Source organism: Prauserella marina (assembly GCF_002240355.1).
Classification (GTDB): domain Bacteria; phylum Actinomycetota; class Actinomycetes; order Mycobacteriales; family Pseudonocardiaceae; genus Prauserella_A; species Prauserella_A marina.
Map to the genome: position 1 here is coordinate 2544238 of NZ_CP016353.1, position 26017 is coordinate 2570254.

24 protein-coding genes are annotated in these 26017 nt (G+C 66.5%); 8 read left to right on the top strand and 16 right to left on the bottom strand.

Features of this window, described 5'->3' with window-relative positions; all coding sequences use genetic code 11:
• Positions 1–15: 15 nt before the first annotated feature.
• From BAY61_RS11825 to BAY61_RS11840, 5 genes are all read right to left on the bottom strand, one after another.
• Positions 16–1392 carry an FtsK/SpoIIIE domain-containing protein gene (locus BAY61_RS11825; protein WP_091797040.1) on the bottom strand — a complete coding sequence of 459 codons (1377 nt, stop codon included), beginning with the start codon at positions 1390–1392 and terminating at the stop codon, positions 16–18.
• Between the two features lie 116 nt (positions 1393–1508).
• Positions 1509–1691 carry a hypothetical protein gene (locus BAY61_RS11830; protein WP_091797042.1) on the bottom strand — a complete coding sequence of 61 codons (183 nt, stop codon included), beginning with the start codon at positions 1689–1691 and terminating at the stop codon, positions 1509–1511.
• Positions 1692–1694: 3 nt separating this feature from the next.
• Positions 1695–1907 (bottom strand): hypothetical protein, encoded by a 213-nt coding sequence (locus tag BAY61_RS11835; protein WP_245866011.1) that lies wholly within the window; start codon positions 1905–1907, stop codon positions 1695–1697.
• 192 nt (positions 1908–2099) lie between these two features.
• Positions 2100–2261, bottom strand: coding sequence for a hypothetical protein (locus BAY61_RS32830; protein ID WP_170140030.1), 162 nt, complete (start codon positions 2259–2261; stop codon positions 2100–2102).
• 989 nt (positions 2262–3250) lie between these two features.
• Positions 3251–3634, bottom strand: coding sequence for a hypothetical protein (locus BAY61_RS11840; RefSeq protein ID WP_091797045.1), 384 nt, complete (start codon positions 3632–3634; stop codon positions 3251–3253).
• Between the two features lie 178 nt (positions 3635–3812).
• On the opposite strand from BAY61_RS11840, the gene BAY61_RS11845 reads away from it, so the two are divergent.
• The 3 genes from BAY61_RS11845 (at position 3813) to BAY61_RS11855 (ending at position 6525) form a co-directional block, all read left to right on the top strand.
• Complete coding sequence (locus BAY61_RS11845; protein ID WP_091797047.1) at positions 3813–4676, top strand: helix-turn-helix domain-containing protein; 864 nt, start codon at positions 3813–3815, stop codon at positions 4674–4676.
• Positions 4677–4686: 10 nt separating this feature from the next.
• Entirely contained in the window at positions 4687–5613 is a 927-nt protein-coding gene (locus tag BAY61_RS11850; protein ID WP_091797049.1) for an NAD-dependent epimerase/dehydratase family protein, read from the top strand.
• A 162-nt stretch (positions 5614–5775) separates the two neighbouring features.
• Positions 5776–6525 (top strand): glycosyltransferase, encoded by a 750-nt coding sequence (locus BAY61_RS11855; RefSeq protein WP_091797051.1) that lies wholly within the window; start codon positions 5776–5778, stop codon positions 6523–6525.
• 429 nt (positions 6526–6954) lie between these two features.
• Here the strand turns inward: BAY61_RS11855 and BAY61_RS32835 are convergent, their stop codons facing one another.
• The 8 genes from BAY61_RS32835 to BAY61_RS11890 form a co-directional block, all read right to left on the bottom strand.
• On the bottom strand, positions 6955–7488 hold the full coding sequence (locus tag BAY61_RS32835) for a hypothetical protein (protein WP_143021317.1): 534 nt from the start codon (positions 7486–7488) through the stop codon (positions 6955–6957).
• 386 nt (positions 7489–7874) lie between these two features.
• Complete coding sequence (locus tag BAY61_RS11860; RefSeq protein WP_091797053.1) at positions 7875–8291, bottom strand: tyrosine-type recombinase/integrase; 417 nt, start codon at positions 8289–8291, stop codon at positions 7875–7877.
• 363 nt (positions 8292–8654) lie between these two features.
• The gene (locus BAY61_RS11865; protein WP_094168486.1) at positions 8655–8981 is read right to left on the bottom strand and encodes a DUF3303 family protein; all 327 of its coding nucleotides are present in this window, start codon (positions 8979–8981) and stop codon (positions 8655–8657) included.
• Complete coding sequence (locus tag BAY61_RS11870) at positions 8978–10591, bottom strand: AMP-binding protein (protein ID WP_091797057.1); 1614 nt, start codon at positions 10589–10591, stop codon at positions 8978–8980. Before BAY61_RS11870 ends, BAY61_RS11865 begins: the two co-directional genes overlap by 4 nt.
• Positions 10588–10791 (bottom strand): hypothetical protein, encoded by a 204-nt coding sequence (locus tag BAY61_RS11875; protein WP_091797060.1) that lies wholly within the window; start codon positions 10789–10791, stop codon positions 10588–10590. Before BAY61_RS11875 ends, BAY61_RS11870 begins: the two co-directional genes overlap by 4 nt.
• A gap of 27 nt (positions 10792–10818) precedes the next feature.
• Positions 10819–12672, bottom strand: a complete 1854-nt coding sequence (locus BAY61_RS11880) for a hydantoinase B/oxoprolinase family protein (RefSeq protein ID WP_091797062.1) — start codon at positions 12670–12672, stop codon at positions 10819–10821.
• Positions 12669–14708, bottom strand: coding sequence for a hydantoinase/oxoprolinase family protein (locus BAY61_RS11885; RefSeq protein ID WP_091797065.1), 2040 nt, complete (start codon positions 14706–14708; stop codon positions 12669–12671). The genes BAY61_RS11880 and BAY61_RS11885 overlap by 4 nt, the downstream gene beginning before the upstream one ends.
• Positions 14709–15040: 332 nt before the next feature.
• Positions 15041–15631: a TetR/AcrR family transcriptional regulator gene (locus BAY61_RS11890; protein WP_091797067.1), complete on the bottom strand. Its 591-nt coding sequence runs from the start codon at positions 15629–15631 to the stop codon at positions 15041–15043.
• Positions 15632–15932: 301 nt separating this feature from the next.
• On the opposite strand from BAY61_RS11890, the gene BAY61_RS11895 reads away from it, so the two are divergent.
• The 3 genes from BAY61_RS11895 to BAY61_RS11905 all read left to right on the top strand — a co-directional run bounded on the left by BAY61_RS11895 (position 15933) and on the right by BAY61_RS11905 (position 21743).
• Complete coding sequence (locus BAY61_RS11895; protein WP_091797069.1) at positions 15933–18797, top strand: AfsR/SARP family transcriptional regulator; 2865 nt, start codon at positions 15933–15935, stop codon at positions 18795–18797.
• Between the two features lie 131 nt (positions 18798–18928).
• Entirely contained in the window at positions 18929–20770 is a 1842-nt protein-coding gene (locus BAY61_RS11900; RefSeq protein ID WP_091797071.1) for a vWA domain-containing protein, read from the top strand.
• 172 nt (positions 20771–20942) lie between these two features.
• Positions 20943–21743, top strand: a complete 801-nt coding sequence (locus BAY61_RS11905) for a DUF4184 family protein (RefSeq protein ID WP_091797073.1) — start codon at positions 20943–20945, stop codon at positions 21741–21743.
• A gap of 9 nt (positions 21744–21752) precedes the next feature.
• Here BAY61_RS11905 and BAY61_RS11910 read toward each other — a convergent pair whose 3' ends face one another.
• Complete coding sequence (locus tag BAY61_RS11910; RefSeq protein ID WP_245866012.1) at positions 21753–22592, bottom strand: helix-turn-helix domain-containing protein; 840 nt, start codon at positions 22590–22592, stop codon at positions 21753–21755.
• A 420-nt stretch (positions 22593–23012) separates the two neighbouring features.
• Here BAY61_RS11910 and BAY61_RS11915 point away from each other — a divergent pair, with 420 nt between their 5' ends.
• Positions 23013–23681, top strand: a complete 669-nt coding sequence (locus BAY61_RS11915; protein ID WP_211323440.1) for an alpha/beta fold hydrolase — start codon at positions 23013–23015, stop codon at positions 23679–23681.
• Between the two features lie 86 nt (positions 23682–23767).
• A complete protein-coding gene (locus tag BAY61_RS11920) occupies positions 23768–24901 on the top strand; it encodes a hypothetical protein (RefSeq protein ID WP_091797077.1) in 1134 nt (377 codons plus the stop codon).
• A 63-nt stretch (positions 24902–24964) separates the two neighbouring features.
• On the opposite strand, the gene BAY61_RS32840 is transcribed toward BAY61_RS11920, so the two are convergent.
• Positions 24965–25132 carry a hypothetical protein gene (locus tag BAY61_RS32840; protein WP_170140029.1) on the bottom strand — a complete coding sequence of 56 codons (168 nt, stop codon included), beginning with the start codon at positions 25130–25132 and terminating at the stop codon, positions 24965–24967.
• A gap of 128 nt (positions 25133–25260) precedes the next feature.
• Positions 25261–25821, bottom strand: coding sequence for a DinB family protein (locus tag BAY61_RS11925; protein ID WP_176879500.1), 561 nt, complete (start codon positions 25819–25821; stop codon positions 25261–25263).
• Positions 25822–26017 lie beyond the last annotated feature (196 nt).

Genomic DNA, 26017 nt, shown 5'->3' on the forward strand with positions numbered 1-26017 from the left:
TCACGTCCCCATACATCAGGCCACCGCCTGAAGGTGCGCACCCTCACCGGCGGGCCTGGTGTGGACGAAGGTGACCAGTTCCTCGATTTCGGTGTCGGTGACGTAGGAGGCACGGACCCGCACTGGAACACGGGTGCGTTGCTGGACGACGTAACCAATCCCGGCTGTTTCGGCGATGTTGGGGATTTCGTCGGCGATAGCTCCGCGCAGGCGGGCGTTTTCCCCGAGTGTCATGTCCACATGCGACTGGGCGGTGACCCGCAGGCAGATCCGCACCGTGAACAAGTCCCTGATCGGCACCGTGTCCTTGGTGGGCTCCTGCACCAGCGCCATCATCGAATGCCCCGTGGCCCGCCCTTGCGAGCCGATGACCGCGAGGTTACGGGCCAGTTCGCGCCGAGACTGGGTGTCGGAGTTGTAGGCCAACAGGGCCCCGATCTCGTCCACGATCAACAGGTTCAGCGGTGTCCCGGGCGAGATCGTGATCTTGCGGTCGCCCCGTCCGGCGAGTTCGTGTTGCACCCGTTTGAGGTCGTCCACGAACTCGCCGACCAGATCCGCACAGTCGGTCTCGCTGGTGGCGTAGCGGTAGGCGATGCCCGCGAGCGTGCCGAACTCCATCTGCTTCGGATCGCACAACCACAACCGCACCAGCCCGTCACGGATCATCGGCGCCAGCGCCCGCAGGATCGACATGGGGATGGAGTTCTTCCCCGCACCGGTGGCGCCCGCGATGAACGTGTGCTGCCCCAGCACAGCCAGCCGCCAATCCTGACCGAACTCGGTTTCACCGACGTAAATGTCGGTGGGGTCGACCGCTTCCGACTCCTGCGGCATCTCCGGCGCCGGAATCGTCTCGGTGAACGGTTCCTTCCGCTCGATCACCAACCCCACGACACCAGGCTTGACCCGCTCCACCGCCACCCGCTGCACCCGCAGTGCGTCCGCCAACTCCTCAAGCTTCGCCTCGAAGTGGCGGGCGTGCATGCCCTTCGGGATCCGCAACCACAACGTGTCCACCGTCGGCGAGAACGACCGGGTGCGGATGATCCGCGGGAAATGCTCCTCATCAGTCTTGCGGTGCACCGTGCACAAATCACAAGCCCGCAAGGCGGCATTGAACCGAGGCCCCAGATAGGCACCCCACCGACGCCTCCACGCCCGCAACCGAGGAGCGGCGTAGTGGTCGAACGTGGCCGGATGCGCCCGATACCAACCACACAACGCCACCACCGTGCCCCCGGCGATGCCACCCGTGGTGGCCCAACCCAATTCCAGCCCTGCCGTGGCGGCGGTCGCGGGGGCCACCATCGTGCCGACCGGGTGCCGAGCGGTCCACACCAGCGCCTTCACCTCACGGCCCGTGCGTCGTTTCGCATCCGGTGTGCTCATCACAGAAACTCCCTTCTCCTCACACACAAAACCGGCCCCGCCACCCCTGCGAACTTCACAAGGGGTTTGCGGGGCCGGTCTCGCGCCGTGTCGTGTCTTTATTGGTTATGTGGGGGTTAGTCCTTGATGGCGGCACTAGCGTCCTGCAACTCCGCGATCAAATGACCCACCGCGCGCGCCGCCTTATCGTGATGCGCCTTGAAACCCTCCCGACGCACCGGAATACCGTGCATCGCCTGCTTCAACTGCCGCATCGCCGCATCCAGATCCCCCAACACCCGATCAACCTGATGTGCCATGAGTCAGAACCTCCAATCCCGCGAGATCAACTCGCCCTCATACTTACGAGCCGTGGCCCGCATCCGGTCCAACGCGTCGAACGCCTTACGCCGGAACCCGCGCAACTCCTCCGGTGTGGACACCGTGAACCCACCCGGCATCTCCCTGGAATCAAAAGAATTGATGAGCTTGTCCACCTCATCGAACTGCTCCGCCACCAGATTCAACGCGTTCACGAAATTCGCGTAATTCTGCTGAGCACGACGATTCCTCGCCCCACTCACACCCGGAACCTGCATGTGCCCTCACCTGCCTTCCGCATCGATACGTGCCCATTAAGCGCAAATCGACAGCTCACCTATGGTGATGGCGATCTGACATGCAATCTTGCGCCGCGACCATCCGGTCGGATGTCCTGCTCGCTGTGATCACCAGTCCCGCGCTTCAAGCCGCTCCAGCCTGTTCTGAAGGACATCGAGGCTCATATGGATGTCGTCTACCGCTTCCCGAGAACGGCCTCGCTGAAGCGCACGATCCAATTCCGCTTCAAACTCCTGAATCCTCGTGCGGACCTGCTCAATCTCCGTCAAGTCGTCTCCTCAGCTCGCTGTGTTCCCATCAGAACGCCCATCCCGTCCATATGAGCTGTTGAATACCGCCCCCTCCCTGTCATGCCCCGTTACGCAACACATGCTGCGCGTGCGCCAAGCCCTCACAAAACCCCGCCTGCCACGCCCGATCCGAGGCCGGTTCGTTCAACGCTTCCCACCGGTCCCGCTCCAACCGTGCCGACAGCCGCCGCAACAGCCCCGACACCCGCGCCGCACGCCCGCTCATCGCCGCGCCTCCGTCCTCGTACTGGTGTGGAGCCAGACCAGCACGACACCAGCCACCACCGCCGCGCCCAGCCACCACGACGCCGCGAACAAACAGACCGTCAACACAGCTACCATCAGATACGTCACCATTTCCCTGCCTCCACAATGTCGTTGTTACGTGTACTCCCATTGACGACCGCACTGCTCACATGTCGCAATTCCCGTCGGCGACACAAAAAACGCTGCCGTGCACGAATGGTCAGCCATCACGCGACCGCTTCACGAATACGCTCACACGCCGGACACCATTTCGCGCCCCACGTCAACCACACGCTCTCCCGCTCGCCCCGCTCCGCCGTCGCGCCACACAGGCCAACAATGCGGCCGTCCCACCAGGAATGAGACCTCGTGCGATGCACCAACTCGTCGTCCGGCATCACACACCCCGCTTGACGCCCGCAGGATTGAACGTGCACACACCCTCACCTGAAACCATCACACTCACTCCCTCTATCGAAAACTCGTGGTAAAACCCCAAGACCCCCGGAAACAAATGTCGGGAATCAAGGCGCGTCACCACAAACAGACGCGGTTTTTGGCATGAATCGGCCCACTCTGTAATTGACAAACAACAAAAGGGAAGCGCACTGGCCCGACTCGAACCGGGCGGCCTACCAACTAGGGCAGCGCTCCAGGGTGGTGATTCCGCGCCACGCGGGGGAACTAGCGCGAGCCGGACACCCACCGGCCATCAACCGGTACTAGGCGGCGGACGACAAGCCGCTCTGCCCGGCAGGCTTGAGCCCCGCAGCCTTGAACGACAGACCCGAGGTGACGTTGCCCTGATCGTCCTTCATCGCCCACGGCGAGGTCGTCGCGTCGATCAGCTCCACATACGTACCCTCGTCAAACCCATCCCCAGGGTCAGCCGACAACGTCACCTTGATCTCTTCACCCTTGCCCACCCGGCCGCCATCCTCACGCGGCCGACGCTTCGCGAACACCGACACCACAAACTGCTGCTCGTTCGTGCCGTACGCCAGAACCGGCACCAGCTCCCCGTTACCGTCCTCGCGCATCTTCATCACCGGCGCCTCCGTCACCATCAACTTGAAGCCACCCAAGTTCACCGGGATGTTCCGCATACCGTCCTCCTATGTTTAGGGCTATCAACTTGCGTTGTTTAGTGGGGTAACTACATAACATCATCAATGCCCAACCATGTCAACCCCTCGCAACAACTGGTGTTTATACCCCTACCGCGATGCTGTTGTCCCCCCTAACCAGGGTTGATACAGTGCCCTTGACAGAGGCAGGGAGACCATGTTGGATATCGCGGCCGTTCAAGACATTGAGGACCTGCGCGAGCGTGCCCAGCGCATCAACGAGCTGGTAGACGAGCAGCAGGCGGTCATGGCCGAGTTGTCGCGGTTGCGTCGCGAAGCTATTGAGGACCTGCTGCGCTCAGGCATGACGCAAACCGACATCGCAAAGCTGCTCGGTATGACGCGATCTCGTATCTCGCAGCTACTGGCCGGGAGCGGCCGTAAACCTGAGCGCGGACTGCTCAGCGGTAGCGATTCGGTCATCGTCGTCGTGCCTGTTGAGTACGCCCCTTACCCCGAGGGCAAGCAACGGCCCGTCGTGCATCACGAGGACACCGAGTTTCTGGAGCGGGTGACCAGGCTTGCCGAGGGGGTAGGTCTGCGGGTCGAGACCGAGTATGCCGGGCAAAACGACTTCATCGACTTGAACCGCGACGGGTTGATCATCACATGTGGACCTCGTCAGTCACCGTGGCTTGAACAGGCGTTGAGCGCCGACACCCGATATGGGTTCGCTCGGGACGACGCGGGATGGTTCTTGCAAGACAAGGAATCCGGGGAGAAGTACCGCTCACCGCAGGACTCCGGCAAGCCGCAGGACTACGGGTACCTCGGTGCGCTCCCCAGGCCGGACGGCAACGGGTTTTGGCTGTATGCGGCCGGAATTCACGCGACAGGGTCGCGCGGCGCGGCCAAGTACCTCGCGGACAACGTGACCAGCTTGTACAAGACGTACAAGAACACCCTGTGGTCGTGCCTGGTTTCGTGTGACTACGAGCCGGAAAGCCGGGAGCTGACCGGAAGCGAGCTACTAACCCCGATCCAGCGGCGCGGCACACTGCCAACAACCCGCAAGCACTGACGGAGATGACGTGCGCGTACTAGTCACCGGCGCGGGCGGATTTCTCGGCCGAACCGTAACCGCCAAGCTCGTGCGGAACGACCACGAAGTCATCGCGCTGGTCAGACCGGGTGGCAGCGATGTCTCGGCGGAACGCGTCCGCCTTGTCAAGGCTGATATCACCGATGCTTCACAACTACGCGACGCGTTGCGAGGCGCGAACTTCGACGCCGTCGTCCACCTTGCGGCCCTGACCAAGATGAGGGAATCCGACAGCGCATTCGAGCAGTACCAAGAGGTCAACGCAAGCGGTACCTCAGCGATGCTCTCAGCCATCGACAACGAGCTAGTGCCTCACGTTGTCTACGCATCCACGATCGCCGTCTACGGCCCCGACTGTCCTGAACCTACGGAGGATTCGCTGACGGACCCGAGGAACCCGTACGCCGAATCCAAGCTGCGTGGCGAAGAGCTGTTGAGAGCAGCCGCAGAACAAGGACAGTGCCGGGTGACAACACTTCGGTGCGGCAACATTGCCGGTGGATTCCGGGATGTCTACGACGTCAACGGGAGCCACATCATCCCGCGTGTACTGGAAAGCGCGAGATCTGGAAAACCCGTGCCCGTCAACGGGGCCGGAGACGCTGTTCGTGACTACGTCCACGTCGAAGATGTCGCCGACGCCATCAACTTGGTATTCACGAAGGATGAGGCCAAGTCGTCGACGTACAACGTCGGCAGCGGCCAAGGCGTGAGCGTCAACGACATCCTCACGACAGCTGAAGCGGTGACATGCATCGACATTGCCGTCGACCGCAAGCCCGCAGTCAACGAGACCAAGTATATCGTCCCGAACAGCTCTCGCATCCACGACGAACTGCAATGGACGCCCGCACGGTCGTCCTTGGCCCGGATCATCCGTGACGCGTGGTCAGCTCTGGAAATCGCGTCCGTCTGACCGCAGCGTAGTGTCGTGATTCGACTGATGTTTGACACCGCTGATCGAGCGGACCCATTGGACGGGGGAGACCCCGGTTGAGACCGCCGACATCACCATCCGGGGCGATCGCATGGTCATCACGGCGACTCACGAAGTGTCAGTGCCGAAGGGGAGCAAGTAATGCCCATCCTGTCCGTCATCACGCCCGTCTACCAGCCGGAGCCGGAACACCTCATGGCGGCGTACGAGTCCTTGAAGGACCAGGAGATACCGTCAGGGTGGGAGTGGGAATGGATGCTTCAGGAAGACGGTTCCTCTGGCGTTGCCAAGGAAATCCTTCCTGAGGACGAGCGAATCCGCTTTGGGCAAGGTCGCAAGGGCGGGGTTGCCATCACGAGGAATCTTGCTCTCTCGGCAGCCAAGGGGCAGCTCGTCAAGAACTTGGATCAGGACGACATTCTGACCAGTGGCGTTCTCGCGCGGGACATTCAGGCCATCGACGGCAATGACGGTGTCCGATGGACGACATCCCGTGTGCTCGATCTGCTCCCCGACGGCTCCCTGGTCGGATTCGACAACGACCCCGAGCACGGTCGACTTAGGACCGGAGTGGTTGTAGAACACTGGCGTGCGCACAATTTCCGACTTCCCGTGCATCCTACGACGATGTGCATCGAGCGGAAGCTAGCGGTAGCACTCGGAGGTTGGATGGCTGTTCCTGGCTCCGACGACACGGGCCTGTTGACGGCCGCGAGCGTGGTCGCGGATGGCTTCTTCGAGAGCGAAGTTGGCCTGCACTACCGGAAGTGGCCCGGACAGGAAACCGCCATGGCAAGGCACACCGAGGCAGTCGAATGGAACGCCCGTATGCATCTCATCAGCGAACGAGCCGAATTCCTCGCGCAGGCGGTGGCCGTCGCCAACAGGTGATGGCCGCTGTGTTCAGAGTTTCTTTACTTGTTCAAGGCGGGCGCCTCCGGCGCCCGCTCGGCCTCAGCCTCTCTTGCTCCGGCCGAGCCTGCGCGGGGCGTGCGGCTGGCGCCGGTCCCCGCGCATCGGCCGGAGCCGAGGCAGGCCGAGGACAGCAAGGGGGCGCTGAACAATAAGAAAGAACCTGTCCTCGCCGGACGGGCAGGTCTCCGGGATGGCCGGGAAACGACGAACGCTGCGGTCCGTGGGCGGCCCAGGGCGTGCCATCCCGACGACCTCCCGAAGGGCTATCACGCCGCGCCAAGGGGGCAAGCTTGGTAGGGTCCGTGCCAGTCCCGAGGCGGGTTGCCCCCTTGACACAGCGTGATCGGGCTACGCCAGGTCGACGGGATGGCACAAGGGCCACCCACTCGTAGATGTGAAGGCGCGTCAGGTGGCTGCTAGATCGAGTGTCAGGGACCGTGCAAAATCGGAGAACTGGGTGAGGCTTTCTGGCGAGGTGAGTCGAGTTGTCGTTAGGACTACTTGTTCACCAGGACTGTCGTAATCGAGTACCAGCTTCGCGCCGGAAGGCCAGACTCCGTTCCGTTCGTACTCCTCGCCCCATAGCGTGTTGGTGTGGTACGGCCCGGTGCCATCTTCTCGCGGGATGGAGATGGACTTGAGCAGGCGCCGAGGCCACGCAATGATGGACTTCACGTCCTCGGTGTTGGGCCTCTGCGCTCCTGTCGCTTGTCCTGTCCAACAGGCTCGTACGACCGCCTGATCCGTAAAAAGCCATGCATACGCCTTGTATGCCACTCGGTCTTCGAAGTCATGCTGTAGTTGGTACGCGACGCGGGGCGCGCCAAAGCTGAGCACATCGAATCGAGCTAACACGTGGCCAGGCACAGGTGCGTGGCTTGGATGCTCATTCACGGTGATGAAGCCGTCCCGCAGCTCTTTCAACGATTCGTCGACCATTTGCACTCCAGAGGATGACTTGCCCAGCAAGCCGGGCCGTTTGCCGTTCGTCGCTCCACACTGGCGCTTCGTTACGTCAGGGAGTCTTGCTCGTCACCTCGTCCGAGGAGCCCGTTTAAACAGCGCCGTGTCACATTCATGCCACATCCGGTCCGCAGGGCACGACAGACGTCGGAAGTCGTTGATATGGATGGCTGCACGTCAGCGCGGCGCGGGACGCCGAGGTGCAGGCTGGGGAAACGACGAATAAGGTCAAGGGGTCGCAGGTTCAAATCCTGTCAGCCCGACCATTCAGGGGCCGTCTACGCAGGTAGACGGCCCCTTGGTCATTTCATGGGTCAGTCATGACGGTCAGCAACCAACATTTGACCAACACGCCCGCTTGCTCACGCCGCGCGTTTCCGCAGCACATCCCGGCGTCGGAGGTCGAGTACGTCGGCGACCTCGTCGAGGCGGTCGGGGAAGAGGTGGCCGTAGACGTTGAGGGTCATGGCGGCGTCGGTGTGGCCGAGCATCTGCTGGACGACCTTGACGTCGGCTCCGGCGGATATGGCGAGTGAGGCGGCGGTGTGGCGGAGTTTGTGCGGGGTGAGTCCGTCGATTTTGATTCCGGCTGCGTCGACGGCGGGGCTGAACTCGCGGGTGCGCCAGTTGTGACTACGCAGTGACAGGCCGCGTGTGGTGGTGAACAGCAGCTCGTCGGGTTCCCTGTCGTGGACGAGGGGGCGCAGCAGCGGGACCAGGGAGGCAGGGAACGACACGGTACGCCGCTTGCCGGTCTTGGGTAGTCCCTCGTGTTGCACGCCGTTGACCTCACGTCGCCCGCTCGGCTGAAGTCGAAAGAGGTCATGGTCGCCGGTGCCGCCTCAGGCATCGGCCGGGCCGTATCGCCGCGCGTCGCCGCGGAGGGAGCCACTGTCGCGCGTGCGGCTGACGCTGGTACCCGCACATCCAGGCGGGTTGAAACCCAAGGACGCTGGGGGCCACTTTTCTTCGTGCGACTGATTCCTTGGCTTCAAGGACACGCCGCTGTGCCTCCGCGCGAACGGCGTTGTCCTTACGACCCGGCGAGTACGAGCGTCGACGAGCCGCGAACACCGGGCAGTTTCCGGGTGGATGGTGGGCGGGCTTTCCGGTCGGGGGCACGGAAAGCCCGCCCACCGGTCTCACCGCGAGGTCCGCTCTTCGTAGTCCTTCGCGAGACCCAGCAGCAGGCCCCTGGCGAGGGTGTCCTTCGTCGCCAGCATGACCCGCTCGATGCTTTGCAGGCCCGGCAGTTTCGACACGACCTGTTGGAGCGCTTCGTGATCCGGCGCCTCGAACAGCATGTAGAACTGCTTCGTGTCGATCGTTCCGCAGCCGCCGAGCCACCGCACCGATCCGGTGGGCTCGTCCTGGATCGAATCCGCCACCAGCCGGGCCAGCGGTTGCAAGTGATCCTCGGTGACATTCCCGTCCGGATCCAGCTTCTGCCGCACCATGAACTTCATCATCGGCGCACCTCCGGGAAGTCCTCGGCGCCATCGGTGCCGAGATCCTTGAGCTTGAACTTCTGGATCTTGCCTGTCTCGGTCTTCGGCAACTCGGCCATCACGCGGATGTACCGGGGCACCGCGAACCGGGGCAGGTTTTCCTTGCAGTTGGCCACGATGTCGGCCGCGGGCAATTCGTACCCCTGCCGCAACGCGACCGCGACCGCGATCTCGTCCTCGCCGTACCGCGACGGCAACGGATAAGCCGCGGCCTCGGCCACCTCGTCGATGGCGTTGACGACGTTTTCCACCGTCTGCGCGGACACGTTCTCCCCGCGCCGCCGGATCATGTCCTTCACCCGGTCGGCGAACCACAGGTAGCCGTCGTCGTCGAAGTATCCGGCATCACCCGTGTGCAGCCCGAAGTTGCGCATCACGTTCAGCGACATCTCCGGCTGGTTCCAGTATCCGGAGAACGTCGACCACGGTTCGTCGCAGGACACCACGATCTCGCCGGTCACCCCGGCAGGGACGGGACGATCGTGCTCGTCCACGATTTTCACGTGGTAGGGCGGATACGGTTTCCCGCACGCCGCCTTCGGCCCGTCGAGGTTCAGCACCGAGATGTTGCCCTCGGTGCTGGCGTAGCCCTGGAACACCTCGATGCCGAACCGGTCGCGGAACGGGTCCGCGATCGAAGGAGGACACGGCACCAGCAGCCCTCGGGTGATCGAGTGGTCCTTGTCGCGAGGCGACGGTTCCTGCGCGAGCAGGAAGTGCCCCACCGAGATGATGCCGTGCATGACCGTGGCACCGAACGACCTTGCCTGGTCGAAGTAGTCCTTGCCGCTGAACCGGCGCACGAATCCCAGCCGTGCGCCCGACAGCAGGCACGCGCCGAGGTTCATGTACCGGCCGCCACCGTGGAACATCGGCAGGATACCGATCAGCGTGTCCTCGTTCGTGAGTCCGAACGCGCCCGCGCTGCGCTGACTGATGCGGTAGGCGTGGTGGTGCGGCAGCAACGCGCCTTTGGGCAACCCCGTTGTCCCCGACGTGTACATAATGGACGCCGAAAGGTCCGCCCGCACACCTGGATCGGTGGGCAGGACGACGTTGTCGTCGGCGAGCATCTCGTCCAGGGTCGGACCGCCGCCCTCCGGGGCAGGCCCGCCGTCGGGGCCGGCCTCGATGATGATGGGGCGGGCCCCTTCGGGCAGGGCGGCCTCCACGGCCTCGCGGTGGCCCGGCGACACGACGACCGCTTTCGGGTCGGCGTCGGCGAACACGTGCTTGAGGCTGGCGCCGACGAGGGCCGGGTTCATCGGCACCTCGACAGCGCCGAGCTTGGACAATGCCGTGCCCAGATACGCGATGCGCAGGTCGTTGGCGACGAGAGTGGCGACGCGGTCACCAATCCCGATGCCGTGCGCGCGCAGGCCGGTGGCGATCGCGCCTGCCCGCTGGTCGAGCTGTCCGTAGGTCACCGAGACGCCGTCGTCCTGGACGATGCACTCCCGGTCCGGAGCCAGTTCGGCCCAGCGCTCCACCACGATGCTGAACACCCGGTCGAGCATGTCGAGTTCGAACGGCAGCGTGATGTCGAGAGTCGAAGGGGGAGTCCAGGTCATGGAGTCCCCTGTGGGGGAGCGACGATGGGCCGCCGGTCTTCGACGTGCAGGCACGAACGGCACTTCACGACCTCAAGCCAGCCACGATAATCCACGAGCCGGTACCGGTACATGGTGTCGGCGGAGCAGCGCGGGCAGGACTGGTCGACGGGGTTGATCGGTTCGTCGATGGTCAGTTCTGTCGGTTGGGGAAATTCCACGGTGAGTTCTCCTCGTCCGGCGAAATGTCATCGACCCACAGCGTGGGCCGGGGAGCTGTAGATGCCGTCGCGTACGTCCTTGCGCACGGCCTCGTCGTCACGTTCGGCCGCGGGGCCGTAGCCGCCGGCGCCGGGCAGGCGCAGCACGACGATGTCGCCTGGCATGACCGGCTTGCCCGCGCCCTTGCTGTTGCGGAACTCGACGCCGGGGGAGTTCTCCTCGGTGTAGGAGGCGGGTGTGCCGTCCTCGGTGTTGGCGAAGCCTGCCATGACCTCCGCTGCGGGCAGGGTCTCCCCGCGAGCCCAGGCGTCGAGCCCGCCCCGGTAGACGACGATCGAGGCGCGGGCGCCGTCGCCACCGCCGAGCACGCCCTGGGTGGGGAACCGGCACTGGTCGAGCTGATACGTCATGTGTACGGGAACCTGCGGTGTCACGATCATTTCCGTGGACGGCCCGCCGCGATGCTTGCCGACTCCCGCGGTGTCGGCGACGAATTCCCGGCTGAGGACCAGTACCGGGAACGCTTCCTCGTCCAGTTCGATCGACGGTTCGAGGCAGTTGCCGCCCTCGACGAGCGTCATGCTGCACCCGTCGTCGACGGCGGTACCGCCGAACGGCCCGCACAACGCCCTGATGGTGATGAACGGGTTGTACGTGCCCGCGCGGTCGTCGACACCGACGAAGCCGAGGACGCCGACGTCGTCGTAGTTCTCCGCGACGGCCAGTTCGGGGCTCGCCTGCGACAACGCGAGCTTGACCAGGTTCAGCGCCTTCGTGAAGAACATGGTGTGACCGGCGTTGGTCGACATCGGCGGCAGCGCGCTCAGACATGAACCCGGCGGGGCGACGACGTGGATCGGCCGGTAGGCACCGGCGTTGAGGTCCATGGCAGTGGTGTCCAGGATGTTCACCACACCGAGATGCGCGGCCGAGACGGTGTCCGACCACTGGGAGGCGTAGCCGCCCCACTCCTCGCGGCATGTGCCCGAGTAGTCGACCTCGACGTTGTCCCCGTGCTTGCGCACCGTGCAGCGCACGAGCATCGGCTCGCCGTCCATGTTGTTGTCCAGGTAGTCCTGGGACTCGTAGACGCCGTCGGGAACCTCAAGCAGCGAGCTGCGCACCGTCCGCTCCGAGAAGTCCAATGTGTACTGCGCGGCGGCGCGGTAGAGATCGGTACCGTAGCGCCTTGCGTAGCGCAGCACCATGTCGGAACCGATCTGCAACGCCGACTTGATCACCTGGAGGTCGTTGATCGTGATGTCGGGAATCCGGGTCTGTTCGGTGAACAGCTCCAGATTCTCCGGAACCAGTTCTCCCCGGTCGTAGAGCTTGCGCGGGGTGAGCTTGATGCCTTCGGCGTACATGTCGCGCTGCAATCCGGCGCCCATGCCGGCGGGAACGGGGCCGCCGATGTCCAGCCAGTGCGTGATGGCGACGGCGAAGCCGAGTAGATCGTCGCCGTCGAAGATCGGCATCAACGTGCCGACGTCGTTGACGTGGCTACCACCCCGGTAGGGGTCGTTGTAGATGAGCACGTCGCCCGGCTGGAAACGCTCCACGCCCCAGTGCTCGATCGCCATGCGGGCGTAGAACTGGTTGATGACGTAGTGCGCCGGCGCCGCGCTGGCCATCGCCAGCGCGTCGAAGTCGAGGTCCCGCTCGGTGTCCCTCGGCGCGAGCAGGCCGATCCCGAAGTCGTTGACCTCGCTGAGCAACGGGCTCAGCGCCGCCGTGTTGACCTTCAGCTGCATCTGAAGCGCGACGTGCCTCAGCGCGTGGCGCAGCACCTCGGCCGTCGTGAGGTCGATGCCGTATCGCGACTGGACCTCGTCCGCGCTCAACGCCAGCGTGTCGCGACGTGCCTGCGTGTCCGTCATGCTCGGGTCTCCTTGCTGTCCACAATGATGTCGCCGACGTCGTTGACCCTGGCGCTGTCGCCGGGTACGAGGACTCCGGTGTAGCTCGGCGCCTCGATCACGGCCGGGCCGTTGACGACCTGACCTGGTGCCAGTTCGGTCGCCAGGTACACGGGGCTGTCCGGGTGGGCCACTCCGCCGGTGACGATCGTGCGGCGCGAGCGTGGTTCGGCGGGGGCGGTCTCGGGAAGCGGCGCGGGACGCACGGCGCGTTCGCCGTCGGCGACCACCCTGACCCGCAGCGACGAGATCTGCACCGGCGCGGGCAGCGTGTATCCGTACTGCTTGCGGTGGGCGTCGGCGAACGCCTCGGTGAAGTGCTCGAACACGTCCTCGGTCCGGCTGGCGTCGACCAGTGCGGGCAGTTCCCACCGCTGGCCCGCGTACATGCCGTCGACGTAGAACTCCACGTGCGTCTCGGCGTCGTCGCCGAACTGCTTGCGCAGCCGTACCGCGGACTCCCGCATCCTGGCGAAGGACTCGGTCATGAGCTCGGGCGTCGCGATCTTCATGATCGGCATCACCTCCTGCTCGAAGCCCGCTCCCTCCAGCAGTCCGAACGCCGAGAAGACACCGGCGAGCGCGGGGAAGACGACGGTCGGAATCTCCAGGATGCGGGCCACCTGCGTCGCGGCGAACGGGCCTGCCGCGCCGTAGGCCAGCAGGCCGAATTCACGAGGGTCCACGCCTCGGTAGACGGTGAGCTGCCGGACGGCCTCTGCCATGGAGTTGATGGCGACCGCGGCGATGGCGTTGGCTGCCTCCGTCGCATCCATGCCGATGGTCGCGCCCAGCTCCTGCAACGCCTGCTGAGCGGCCGGGAGGTCGGGCATGATCTCCCCGCTGAGCGGAGTGTCGGGTGCCAGCCAGCCCAGGACGAGCAGCGCGTCGGTGACCGTGGGAAGCGTGCCTCCCTTGCCGTAGCACACGGGCCCTGGATTGCTGCCCGCGCTTTCGGGGCCGACGGCGATTCCGCCCGCGGCGTTGACCGACGCGATACTGCCGCCGCCTGCGCCGATGCTGTGGATTTCGAGCACGGGCATGCTGACGAGCACGTCGTGCTCCAGTTCCAGCTCGCGTTTGGTGGACGCGTGGCCGTCCGTGATCACCGCGACGTCGGTGCTCGTACCGCCCATGTCGAAACCGACGAGGTGGGGCAGTTCCAGCAGCCGGGAATAGGTCTGCACGCCGAGCACACCGCCGACGGGCCCGCTGTTCAGCGTGGTGACCGGCGTCGCGCTGGCTTCGGCTGGCGCGCACAGGCCGCCGTCGTTGGTCATGAACGACAGCGGTGCCTCGTAGCCCGCGTCGAGAAGGCGCTGTTCCACGGAGGAGGTGTAGGTGGTCATCAGCGGCTGTGCGTACGCGTTGAGCACGGTCGTCGAGGTGCGGTTGTACTCGCGGGGGAACGGCGCGACCTCCGACGAGATGCTCACTCGCACGTCGGGGAAGTGCTTGCGGATCAACGCGGCGGCCCGCAACTCGTGGGCGGGGTGCTTGTAGGCGTGGGTGAAGCAGACGGCGATGGCGGCGCAGCCCTCGTCCCGAAGCTGCTCGACCTCCTGCAGCAGCTGCTTTTCGTCGAGCGGGACGAGCACGCTGCCGTCGGCGAGGATGCGTTCCCGCACGTTCCGCCGCAGGTAGCGTTCGACGATCGGCCGGAGTTCGTGCGGACGGCGGTACCTCGGGTCCATGATCGCGTCCGGAGCGCGCCAGCCCCTGCCCATGTCCATCAGGTCGCGGAAACCGGCGCTGGCGATGAGCCCGATCTTCGCGCCACGGCGGGTCAGGATCGCGTTCAGCGCGACCGTGGTGCCGTGCACGATCTGCGCGACGTCCTCATGATCGACGTCGGCCTTGCTCAGTGTGTTGAGCAGGCCCGCGGCGAGATCTCCGTGCGTGGTCAGCGACTTGGTGGCGACCACGATCTGGTTCTCGTCGGCTACGACCAGGTCGGTGAACGTGCCGCCCGTGTCGATTCCGATGCGTAGTGGCATTGCCCCTCTTTCCGTTCGGAACGTGGCGTGAGCCGGTGCGGGAGGAGGGAAGCACCGGATCCGTGGGGTCTGAAGTGAGACAGGTTGACTAACTGGTGGGTAAAGTAACAGGAGTCGGTTCCGTAGGCAATGTCACACGGATGGGTGGTCTCATTGTGGCAGTCGCCAGATCTCCCCAGGTGAAAGGGAGGTTAGTGGCGCGTCGGAGCCACGTAAGAGCGATCGGAGATCGTCTGGTCGAGGCTCGTCGGACACGACCGGCAGGCTGCCTTCACGGTAAAGCTCGCTGGCGCCGCGCGGTTCCGGGGCGGCTGGAAGGCGACGCGAACGCGCTACGCCGGTTCCGGTTTGATGAATCCGGACAACAACAGGATGAGCTGGTCGAACAAAGCGTAGACGCTGATCCGTCCGTCGGGGCGATACCAGCGAGCTATCGACAGCGTCATGCCGTTGACCAGGTTCACCATCGTCATGACGTCGACGTCGGAGCGGATGACGCCGTCTTTGACGCACTGCTCGACCAATCCGGCCGCCGCGCGGTTCACGTCGCGCGCCCACGACTGGTAGTTGCGCAGTGCTTGCGGCGAGAGCTGGTGCTGGTCGGAGATCAGTACCGCGTAGTAGGTCTGGTAGCGCACCGCGGAATTGACCTGAACTTGCAGGTAACGCAGCAGCTTTTCGCGTGAATCGAGGTCGCTGTCCACGATCTCCTCGATACTGTGGCGCAGCGGGTAGATGACCTGCTCGACGATCGTCTCCAGCAGCCAGCGTTTGGAGCTGACGTATTGATAGACGGTCGGTTTGCTGACTCCCGCCTCCGCCGCGATGTCGGTGATGGTGGCTTCGACGAAGCCTTTGCGTTCGAACACGCGAGCCGCCGCGTCGACGACTTCCTGCACGCTTGTGGCGCGCTGAGGTGGCATGGTGTCGTCCTCCTTTCTGGATAGCCTAACCGGTTGGTCATGCCGTGGGACGACCTTTTGATTGGACCAGAAGGGGTTTTTGAAGCTTTGTTGCCCCCACGGTCAACCAACCGGAGTTGGGAGACTCGGCGTGCGGCTACGGCTGCCGCGACACCGGTCCATGTCGAGTCCGTTTCCCGTTGACCCGTCAGGCGACGATCCCGGTCACGGCTGACAGGATGCGAACGGGGAATCGCGCTCGCCACGTCACGCGGCGCGCCGGTTCCGGTCACGATGTCGGCGGCAGGACGGGAAGTCAGCGATGAACGCGGTTCCGGACTTCCGCATACTCGGCCCCGTCGAGGTGCGGTACGAGGGAAAACCGTTGCCCATCACCGCTCCGATGCAACGTGCCGTGCTGGCGAGCCTGCTGACAAGGGATCTCGCCGTCGTTCCCGTCACGGCGCTGGTTGGCGATCTGTGGGGCGCTTCGCCCCCCGCCTCCGCCGTCGCCACCGTGCGCAACTACATCCGCAGGCTGCGGGCACTGCTCCCCGAGGGCACGATCGAGAGCACTCATGCGGGCTACCGGCTGCTGGCGCGGCCCGAGCAGATCGACGCCTTCCGGCTCACCGCCCTCGGTGAGCGGGCGCGCGCGCTCAAGGACACCACGCCGGACGAGGCCGTCGCGACACTGACCGCCGCCATGGAAACCTGGCGGGGTGCGCCGCTGCAAGGCATCGGCGACGTCCCGCTGCGCGCGTGGCAGGCTCCCCGCCTCGAAGAGTCGTACCTCGGTGTCGCCGAGGAGTACTACGACCTCCAGTTGCGGGCAGGCGCGGCCGGGCGAGTGCTCGCCGACCTCACCAGGTTCCACTCCCAGTACCCGATGCGGGAACGGCTCGCTGGCCAGTTGATGCTGGCGCTGTACCGGACGGGACGTACCGCGGATGCCGCCGCGTGCTTTCGCAGGCTCAGGGCCACCTTCGTCAACCGGCTGGGCGTGGAACCGGGAACCGAGCTCCGCGACCTGCACGGTGCCATCCTCCGCCAGGATCCCGAATTGCTCACCTCGGGAAGGTCGGCGCCGCTCTCCGGAAAATCCTACGGGGCGGAAACACGTTCGGTGCTGCCGCCCGTTCCCCGGGATTTCGTTGGCAGGGCGGAAGTTCTCGACGAGATCGCCGGGCATTTCGACGCGCTGACCGCGTCGCCGGTCACCGCGTTGACATGCGTGGTGCACGGACAGGGCGGGGTCGGCAAGTCGGCCATCGCGTGGAAGGTCGCCGCGGACGTCGCCGACCGGTTTCCAGGAGGAACGCTGTGCGTCGACCTGCACGGCGCGACGCCGGGCGCCCCCGCGTTGTCCACGCGCGACACGCTGGGCCTGCTGATCAAGGAGCTGGGCGGCGCCGAGCTCGAACCACACGACGACCTCGACGACGTCATCCGCTGGTACCGGGCAAGGCTCAGCGGGCGCAGGGTGCTGCTCGTCCTGGACAACGCCGTCAACCTCGGGCAGGTCGCGCCGGTCCTGCCCGACGAACCGGGGTGCGCCGCGATCGTCACCACGCGTTCTCCCGACGGCGGGCCGCAGGGCGTCGTGCGCGTGTACCTGCCTGCCATGTCGGCTGAGGAGTCGGTCGCGTTGCTCGCCAGCACCGCAGGTGCGCGCAAGGTCCGCGCCGAGCCGGAACAAGCGGCCCGGCTGGCGAGTCAGTGCGGCGGCCTGCCCCTCGCGCTGCGCCTTGTCGGCACCAGGGCGGCAACCCAGCCGCACTGGCCACTCGCCGACTGGGTGACCCTGCTCGGCGACGAACGCAGGCGGCTCGACCAGCTCAGCCACGAAGGTCTTGATCTGCGGGCGAGCCTGCTGGTGAGTATCGACAGCCTCAGGGCCACCGGTGAGCCAGGCGACCTGGACGCCACCCGGTTGTTCGACCTGCTCGGTGTGCTGCCCGCTCCAGGCTGCACACCGGAACTGGCCGCGGCACTGACCGGCTGGCCGGTGCGCAGAGCGGAGCGCGCGTTGCGGCAGCTCGCCGGTGCGCACGTGTTGTTCAGCCCGCGTCCTTCCTACTACGTGCTCTACGACCTCGTCGCGTTGCTGGCGAAGGAACAGGACGGTGGCAGGGACGACGAGGAAAGGGCGGCGCTGGTGTCGCGGGTCGTCCGCTGGTATCTCGCCGCCGCGCGGCAGGCCGCCGAGAAGATCTCCGGCGCCAGATCTCCGCACGGCCTCCCGCGACGGCACCCCGTCGACGAGCTGGAGACCGTCCGGTTCGCCGCGGCGGGGGAGGCGACGGCCTGGCTCGACGCCGAAATCGGGCACCTGGTCACGTTGTTCGCGCGGCTGGCCGCGTTGCGGCCCCGGGCGGCGGCCGAACTGGCGATCCCGCTGACCCATGCGCTCGCGTTGTACTTCAACATCACGATGCGCTGGCGGGAACGCGACGCGCTCGCGGAGTGCATTCTGGACCTCGCCGACAGCGACGCCGATGACCGGCTGGAACCCTTCGCGCTGTCCCAGCTCGTCAACATCGAAGGCCAGCGCGGCAATCTCGGCGAAGCCGACAGACTGGCGCGGCGCGCGCACGAGCTGTTCACGGCGCAGGGAAGGGACACCGACCTCGATTTCGCGGGGTTGCTGATGAACTGGTCGAACGTGCTGTTCTTCAGCGACAGGGTCGACGAGGCGACCGCGCTGTGCGGGCGGGCGGCGGAACTGGCCGCGGCCCACGGCTACCGTTATATCGAGGCAGCCGCGCTGAGCAATCTCGCGACGGTGCGGCGGATCTACGGCGACACGGCGGAAGCCTTGTCACTGCTGGAGAAAGCGGCGCACATCCACTCGGACTGCGGAAACCTCTACGGCCAGGCGATGACCTACAACGTGCTGCTCGCCATCCACGGCGAGCGAGGTGATCACCGCGCCGTGATCCGGCATGCCACGACCGCGCTGGCGCTGTGCGACGAGCTGGGAAACGGTTACTGCACAGCCGAATGCCACGCGAGGACGGCCAGGTCGCTGAGCGAACTCGGCAGGGCGGACGAGGCCGAGGACCAGCTCGCCAGAGCCCACGAAGTGATGGCGGGCATCAGCAGCAGGGAACGTTTCCGGCTGGCTTCGCTGCTGGACAACATCGAGTTCCACGAGAGTTGGAAGGACGGCCCCCGGGGCGCCTGAGCCGATGCGGCCTGCCCCGGTAGCGGCCCGATAGCGCGCGGATAGCGGCGGCGAGCGAAGCGGAACCACTCCCGGAATCATCGCGGTCCGAGGCGGGTCAGTTGTCTCGGAACGGCGAACAGGAGGCTCTCGTGAGCAAGTGGGGGAAGCATCGCGGCGCACCGATCGGAGTCGGTCTGCTGTGCGCGGCGCTCGCCGCGGTGGGCGCGGGGCCGCCTGCCTCGGCGCAGGAGACGACGGAACAACTCGCGCCGGTGATGGTGACGCTCGACGCGTCGGGGTCGATGGCGCAGGCCATGCCTGAGGGCGGAACCAGAATGGACTCGGCGAAGACCGCGCTGACCGGACTTGTCGATGGGCTCGATGCCGAAGCGCGACTCGGGTTGCAGGTCTACGGCAGCCAGACTGGTGAGAGCCCTGAGGAAAAGGCGGCAGGCTGCGAGGACATCGTCACTGCCGAGCCGGTCGGTCCTGTCGACAAGCAAGCGCTCTCCCAGACGATCGACGGGATCGAACCGTCGGGGTACACGCCGATCGGCGCCGCGTTGCGCGCGGCTGCCGACGAACTGCCCGACGAAGGACCACGAGCCGTCGTGTTGATCTCCGACGGCATCGACACCTGCGCGCCACCCGACCCGTGCGAGGTCGCGGAGGAACTGGACGCCGAAGGCGTCGAACTGTCCGTGCACGCGGTCGGTTTCCAGGTCGACGACGAGGCACGGTCGCAACTCACCTGCCTCGCCGACGCGACCGGAGGCAGCTACACCGACGCCACGGACGCCGGTGAACTGGAGGAACAACTTCCCCAGGTGGTCAACCGCGCCCAGCGCACCTACGAAGCGCAGGGAACACCCATCACCGGAACCGAGGACTTCCCCGGCGCGCCCGCGATCACGGCAGGCCAGTACGTCGACACCATCGACGCGGGGCAGACCAAGTATTACTCGCTGTCCGTGCCGGAGGGCTACACCGCTCATGTCGCGGCGACGGCCATCATCCCCGGTGACGAGAGCGACGCGGGCGTTCCGAGGCTCTACACGCGACTGTTCGACCCCGCGCGGAAGAACTGCGACGAGACCTTCGACATCGCGGCAATGTGGCAGGCGCACCTGACCTCCACGATCTCGTGGAACGCCGAGGAGAACGCTGGTTCGTGCGCGGCGAAGGACGAACTGTACTTCTCGGTCGAACGGGAAGGGCCGGACGACACCAAGTTCTGGACCTATGACATGGAACTGATGGTGACGCTGGAGCCTCCGGTCGACGGCGATACGGGACCGGCGGCGAACTCGACGTTCGTGCCGTTCGAAGAGCCTTCCGGGCCCGAGCAGGGGGTGACCGGAGGCGGCAGCTTCAACGACGCCGTCGAACTTCCCGGCAGCGGGGTCTACACCGACGAGATGGCGCTCGGCGAGATGGCGACCTACAAGGTCGAACTCGACTGGGGTGAATCGCTCGCCGTGCAGACCAATGTGGACAGCCGGGGAATCGATGACGTGATCACGGTGGACACGTCGTTGCGCAGTTCCTTGCGCAAGCGGACTTCGGAGAGCGCCACGTCCGAACTCACCCTGCACGACGAACAGAACTCGGGTGATCCGGTCGAGATGACCCGTGTGCTCTACAACAACAGGGAGGACGGTTATCCCGCCGTCGCGGGCTGGTACTACATCACGCTGGAGAGCGATCCCGGTGAGAGCAACGAGACCATGCCGGTGCGCCTGTCGGTGAGCAAGGGCGGCGAGGCCGTCGAAGCACCCGACTACGTCAGCGCCGAAGGGCTTCCCGAGGGTCCCGTCACCGAGTCCGGTGGCAAGCAGGGCGCGGGAGCGCAACGGGACGACGTGGTCAGGACCGCGCGGGTGGAGGAAAAAGGTCTACCCGCATGGGGCTGGATCCTCATCGCCGGCGCGGGAGCGGCCGTGCTGACCGGCGGCGGACTGCTCGCGTTCCGGGGAAGGACGCACCGGTAGCCGTGGCTCGTTGGTGTCCACCGGCGCGGGGCCGGTGGACACCAACGTTCGCGCCGCCGGTCCCAGCCGACGAGCCGCAGGGTTTCCGCCGTGCGCTGCGCCTTCGGTGCCTTCGGTCATGGGGCAGGGGCAGCCGTGCCGGGGGATCCGCGTCGTCGGATAGCGTCACGCCGTGCCGTTCACGCTGGTCCATCCCGCCGCCGTGGTTCCGCTCGCGCGCGGGCCGCTGGTGGTGTCGGCTCTCGTCGCGGGCGCGATCGCCCCGGACGTGCTGTATCTCTGGCCGCTGAACCGGCTGGCGCTGGAACTCTCCGGCGACTTCAACGCGACGCTCACTCATTCGTTTCCCGCCGTGCTGTGGGTGGGTCCGTTGCTCACCCTCGCCATGCTGCTGGCCTGGTACGCGGTGCTCCGGCGGCCGTTGCTGAGCCTGGCGCCCCCGTCGTTCGCTGGCAGGTTCGCGGCCCCGCCCTCGCCGAGGGCGTGGGTGTCGCCCCGGTTTCTGTTCTGGGTCCTGCTCTCGGCCGCCATCGGCGCGACGACGCATGTCGTCTGGGACGCGGTGACCCACGGCGACCTCACCGTGCTGCGTTCCACCGAGGTCGCCGGTATGCGGGTGAACCGGATCCTGCAATACATCAGCACGGTGGCGGGTGCCGCGTACCTGGCGTGGTGGGTGCGGCGCTGGTGGCGAAGGACCACGCCCGGCGCCGTGCCCGACGGCCTTTCCGGCGGGGCGCGGCGAGCCGCGTTCGCCGTACTGGCGGTGGCGGCCGTGGCAGGGGCCGTCGTCGACCTGCTCACCGTCGGGCTGCCCGGCCTGGAACTGACCGGCGAGATCGAGTACCCGGTGCGGGCGGTGCTCGCGGGGGCGAGCGCGGGTATCGCCATCGGGCTCGCCGCGTACGTGATCGCCTGGCACGGCGCCGGATTGCTCCGCCGTGCCCGCGCGGGCGAGCCAGCGAGCCGGTAGCCGCCCCGGCTATCGAGGTTCCGGCCAGGCCCGTTCGTCGGCTGTCAGCCACGGTTCAGCCTCGGCGAGGGAAGGGGTTGTCCCCGCGAAGGCGCGGATGTCGTGGTGGAGGTGGGATTGATCGGCGTAGCCGCCCTCGGCCGCCACCCGCGCGGGTGCGTGCCCGTCGACGAGGCGGTGCACGGCGTGATCGAACCGGACCAGCATGGCCGCACGTTTCGGGCTCAGGCCGAACTGGGCGGCGAAGCGTGACCACAGGCGCTGGCGGCTCCAGCCGGTTCTGGCCGCGAGGTCGCCGACCTGGGTCTTGCCACGACTGGCGACGATCTGCCGCCAGGTCCACGCCACCTCGGGGTCGGCCGTTGTTCCGGCGCTTAGCCTTCGTGACAGTTCGGCCTCGATCAGCGCGAAGCGCTCGTGCCAGGTCCGCGCATGATGCAACCGGTCCCGCAGGCGAGGAGCGTCGCGGCCCCACAGGTCGTCGAGCGGAATGACGTTGTCGCGCAACTCGGCGAGCGGGAGTCCGAGCACGGAAAGGGCGACCGGCGGGGAAAGCCGGATCTGTACACATTCGACTCCGCCGGCGCGCACCTGGAAGGCACCGAACGCGAGTCCAGCCGCGATGGCGGCCGATCGCATCGAACCGGGGCTTCCTTCGGCATCGATGTCGAAGGAGCGGCCTGCGAATTCGAAGGCCACGGTCACGGCTGGATGGGGAATGGCTCGCAGGCTGGCCGGTTCGTCGATGCGAAATCCGGCCATGTCGACTCCCGGCAGCGGGCTCGTTCGCGAGGGCCGCGCGATTTCCCAGCGCGTGGCGGGGCCGGTTGTCCGGCCGGAGGGGCGCACTCCTCGACTGTACGAGCGGGCCGTGACATTTCTTCAATACGCCTCCGGCGCGGTGTCGGCACGGTGACGACGTCACCGAACCGGCCGGAGGAAAAGCCATGAACGACATGAACGAGACCGTCACCCCACGCGATCGCACCACCACCAGCCGTGCGCGTGGCAGGCGGGCGTGGAGCGGGAAGCGGCGGATCGCGCTGGCCGTCCTGGCGGTGCTGGTGGTCCTCGTCGCCGGCAACACGGTGCTGGTGCGTACCGAGACGGCCGAAGCCTCCGGTGCGGACATCGTGCGGCTCGCGGGAGGGGACATCCGCGTCGCGCGAGACGGGCCATCCGACGCGCCAACGGTCGTGCTTCTGCACGGCCTTGCCGGTTCGATGGCGTGGTGGGAACCCGTTCTGCCCGCTCTGCGGGACCTGCGGGGTGGTGCGGATCGATCTGCTCGGGCACGGTGGCTCCGCCAAACCGGCCGAGGGGTACGGCATCGCCGAGCACGCGGGCAGGGTGGCTGCCGTGCTCGATCACCTCGGGGTGCGCGAGGCCGTCGTGGCCGGGCATTCCACCGGCGGTGCCGTCGCGACGTCGCTCGCCGAGCAGCGCGGCGACCTCGTCTCGGCTGTCTCGCTGATCGACACCGGCCCGCGCATGGACGCGTTCCTCGATGACAGTCTCGCGGGGCGGCTGATGACGACGCCGGTGGTGGGGGAGCTGATCTGGCGGTTGCGCACCGACGGAGCGCTCCGCGACGCGCTGAGCACCGCGTTCACCCGCGACATCGACGTCCCCGAGCGGATCGTCGCCGACGTCAGGGTCATGACCTACCGGAGTCTCACCGCGACCGACGAGGGCTCCACCGCCTACCTTGAGCACCGGGCCATCCCCGACCGGCTCGCCGCTCTCGCCCTGCCGACTCTGGTGCTCTTCGGCTCAGCGGACCAACGCTGGCGGCCGTCCTCGGCCAAGGACTACCGTCGCGTACCCGGCGCCCGGATCGAGATCCTCGACGGCGTCGGCCACACCCCGATGATGGAGGACCCCGGCGCCACCGGCGCTCTGCCGCGCGATTTCGTCATCGATGCCGCGTCACGGTGACGGGCGGGGAAATCGCGCGAACCGGGTCCGAAGCGGCCGGATTCTGTTAATGTGCCGGATTTGTGGGGGATTTCCTTCGTCGTCGAATGATCGTCATCGCGGTGGTCGCCGGTCTCGTCGGTGGCAGCGCGGCGACCTGGTTGATCATGGATTCCCGCGAGCGAGACCCGAATCCGATCGAGGTCGGCGCCACGGTGGTCAACACACTCGGGGAGGACACGGACCTGTTCGGCGAGGCGGTCGAGCGGTGGCGGGCCCTTCCCGCCGCGGAGCGCCCCCGAGGCGAGGTCACCGTGTTGCACGCCGCCGGGTCGGGAGACCGCGAGATCGCGGTGCTGATCGACGAGACCGGTCTCGGCGCGGCGTATGAACGCGGCGCCGAGACCGGCGAGATCCAGTGGGTCGAGCAGCTCGGTGGCGTCGCGCGGGAGGGAGGGGCAGGCGCCGACCCCTCGTCGGCCGTTCTCGGCGACGGCGCCTGGATCGAGACCCGCGCGCGGAACTCGCGCGTCGAGGCGGCCGTGCTCACCGGCGATGAGGTGCGCTGGGAGAAAGTCAGTGTGGAGAACGGGATCACGGCCGCGATCCCCGCGCTCGGCGCCGACCGTTGCGGGGCCAAGGTGCTCGCCGAGCATCACGACAACGGTGTGCGATTCCACCTTTTGCGGCCACGACAGAGCAATGTGGGCACGAGTCTCCATTCTTACTTGCGGCCACTCGACGCCGAAGGCAAGCACTCGGCGGAGGACCGGCCGGTGCGCGACGTCGCCGATCTCGGCGCGGCCGAATTGCGCATGGTTTCCCGGCTCGCCTGTTCCGATCGCTCGGAATTCACGCTGGCCATCCCGCACCTGTTCGCCATGACCGAATGGTGGAGCGGAACACTGCCGAGCGGAGAGACGGCCTCGGTGGACGCCATTTCGGCGACCACGGACAGCGTGCTGCTGACCACCGGAGACGAGAGCCTGGTGATTCCGTTCGACTTTTCGGCCGGACTGAACGCGGTCGTGTGGTGGTTCGACGACAACGACCGGCTCGTTGCCGCGGGTTCCCCCGGGGTCGAGCGGATCGACGTCGTACTTCCCGACGGACGACGGGTGAGTGACCAGGGGCGGTTTCTCAGCGTCGAACTGGGAGAGCTGACGAGCTCGCGGGCGCGCGGGGCCAGGGTGAGCGCCGTGGACGCCGAAGGGCTGCCCGCGACCGTGCTCCCTCGCTGAGAACCACTGTTTCGCGAAGCATGCGCCACAGGTCGCTCCCGCGCCGGAGCGACCGGTGAGCGGTCAGCTCTTCGCTTCGGTCGCGACCGGCCTGGCCTCGGCGACGGGCTCGTGGAGCCGGTTTTCCTCGTCCCCTTCAAGGAATCCGGCTTCGGTGCGGTCGGCGGTGCGGGTTCGCCGTTCGGCTTCGACGAGCGCGGCGACCATGCCGGGAAGGTGGTGGTTGCACATCAGGACAGCCCCCTTTGTCGTGGCACGGCGTTCGCGCTCGCGAAGGGCGCGTCACCGGTTGCGGTCATGACCCGACGTTAGGCGTGATCGCGTGCCCGCTGCTTCTCGATTCCTGACCGGATGAGTCGCTATTGACCGACCCGTCCGTCGATCCGTTCGCGCAGCAGGTCGGCGTGCCCGCAGTGGCGCGCGTACTCCTCGACGCGGTGAACCCACAGTTCTCGGACGGCGATACCGATCTTGCCGACCCGCTCGCCGAGATCCGGATATTCGGCGAGCAGCGCGTCGGTCGCCTCCTGTTCCCTGGCCAGATCAGCGAAAGCGGCAGCAACGAGTGCTTGCTCGGCGCTCGCTTCCTCGAAGGCGGCGTCACCCGCTCCGTAGAGTTTCGGTTCCCGCTCGTCCGGCTTGACCCAGCTACGCCAGTCCCGCTCGACCTCCGCGAGGTGGCGGACGATGCCCAGTAGCGACATGGTCGAGGGCGGAACCGACCGCAGTGCCAGTTGTGCCGGATCCAGCCCCTCGCACTTCAAACGCAGGGTCAGCCGGTAATCGTTGATGTAGTCCAGCAGCGTCGCGAGTTCGCCGTCCGGGCTGACGTTGCCCGTGTTGCGGGGGTCCTCGGCGGGGTCGGCCCACATGTCCGGGTAGACACTGGCCTTGCTCCAGCGTTCTGGTGTCTCGTTCATCGGGATCACGATGCTGAGTGACGCGCCGGGCCGCAACCGAGTATCCGGCCCAAGCCCGCGAGTCCCGCGTTCGTGCGCGAGTCCCGCGTTCAGGACCGCGAGTTCCGCGCCCACGCCGGTGAGTTCTGCACTCGGGCTCGCGAGTTGCGCGCTCGGGCCGGTGAGTTGCGGGTTCGGGCCTGTGGGCGGGTTGCCG

What these genes read in the sequence shown, in the direction of transcription:
- BAY61_RS11825 (WP_091797040.1), bottom strand. Translation starts at nt 1,392, where the DNA reads ATGAGCACACCGGATGCGAAACGACGCACGGGCCGTGAGGTGAAGGCG.
- BAY61_RS11830 (WP_091797042.1), bottom strand. Translation starts at nt 1,691, where the DNA reads ATGGCACATCAGGTTGATCGGGTGTTGGGGGATCTGGATGCGGCGATG.
- BAY61_RS11840 (WP_091797045.1), bottom strand. Translation starts at nt 3,634, where the DNA reads ATGCGGAACATCCCGGTGAACTTGGGTGGCTTCAAGTTGATGGTGACG.
- BAY61_RS11845 (WP_091797047.1), top strand. Translation starts at nt 3,813, where the DNA reads ATGTTGGATATCGCGGCCGTTCAAGACATTGAGGACCTGCGCGAGCGT.
- BAY61_RS11855 (WP_091797051.1), top strand. Translation starts at nt 5,776, where the DNA reads ATGCCCATCCTGTCCGTCATCACGCCCGTCTACCAGCCGGAGCCGGAA.
- BAY61_RS32835 (WP_143021317.1), bottom strand. Translation starts at nt 7,488, where the DNA reads ATGGTCGACGAATCGTTGAAAGAGCTGCGGGACGGCTTCATCACCGTG.
- BAY61_RS11865 (WP_094168486.1), bottom strand. Translation starts at nt 8,981, where the DNA reads ATGATGAAGTTCATGGTGCGGCAGAAGCTGGATCCGGACGGGAATGTC.
- BAY61_RS11870 (WP_091797057.1), bottom strand. Translation starts at nt 10,591, where the DNA reads ATGACCTGGACTCCCCCTTCGACTCTCGACATCACGCTGCCGTTCGAA.
- BAY61_RS11880 (WP_091797062.1), bottom strand. Translation starts at nt 12,672, where the DNA reads ATGACGGACACGCAGGCACGTCGCGACACGCTGGCGTTGAGCGCGGAC.
- BAY61_RS11885 (WP_091797065.1), bottom strand. Translation starts at nt 14,708, where the DNA reads ATGCCACTACGCATCGGAATCGACACGGGCGGCACGTTCACCGACCTG.
- BAY61_RS11890 (WP_091797067.1), bottom strand. Translation starts at nt 15,631, where the DNA reads ATGCCACCTCAGCGCGCCACAAGCGTGCAGGAAGTCGTCGACGCGGCG.
- BAY61_RS11895 (WP_091797069.1), top strand. Translation starts at nt 15,933, where the DNA reads ATGAACGCGGTTCCGGACTTCCGCATACTCGGCCCCGTCGAGGTGCGG.
- BAY61_RS11920 (WP_091797077.1), top strand. Translation starts at nt 23,768, where the DNA reads ATGATCGTCATCGCGGTGGTCGCCGGTCTCGTCGGTGGCAGCGCGGCG.
- BAY61_RS32840 (WP_170140029.1), bottom strand. Translation starts at nt 25,132, where the DNA reads ATGTGCAACCACCACCTTCCCGGCATGGTCGCCGCGCTCGTCGAAGCC.
- BAY61_RS11925 (WP_176879500.1), bottom strand. Translation starts at nt 25,821, where the DNA reads ATGAACGAGACACCAGAACGCTGGAGCAAGGCCAGTGTCTACCCGGAC.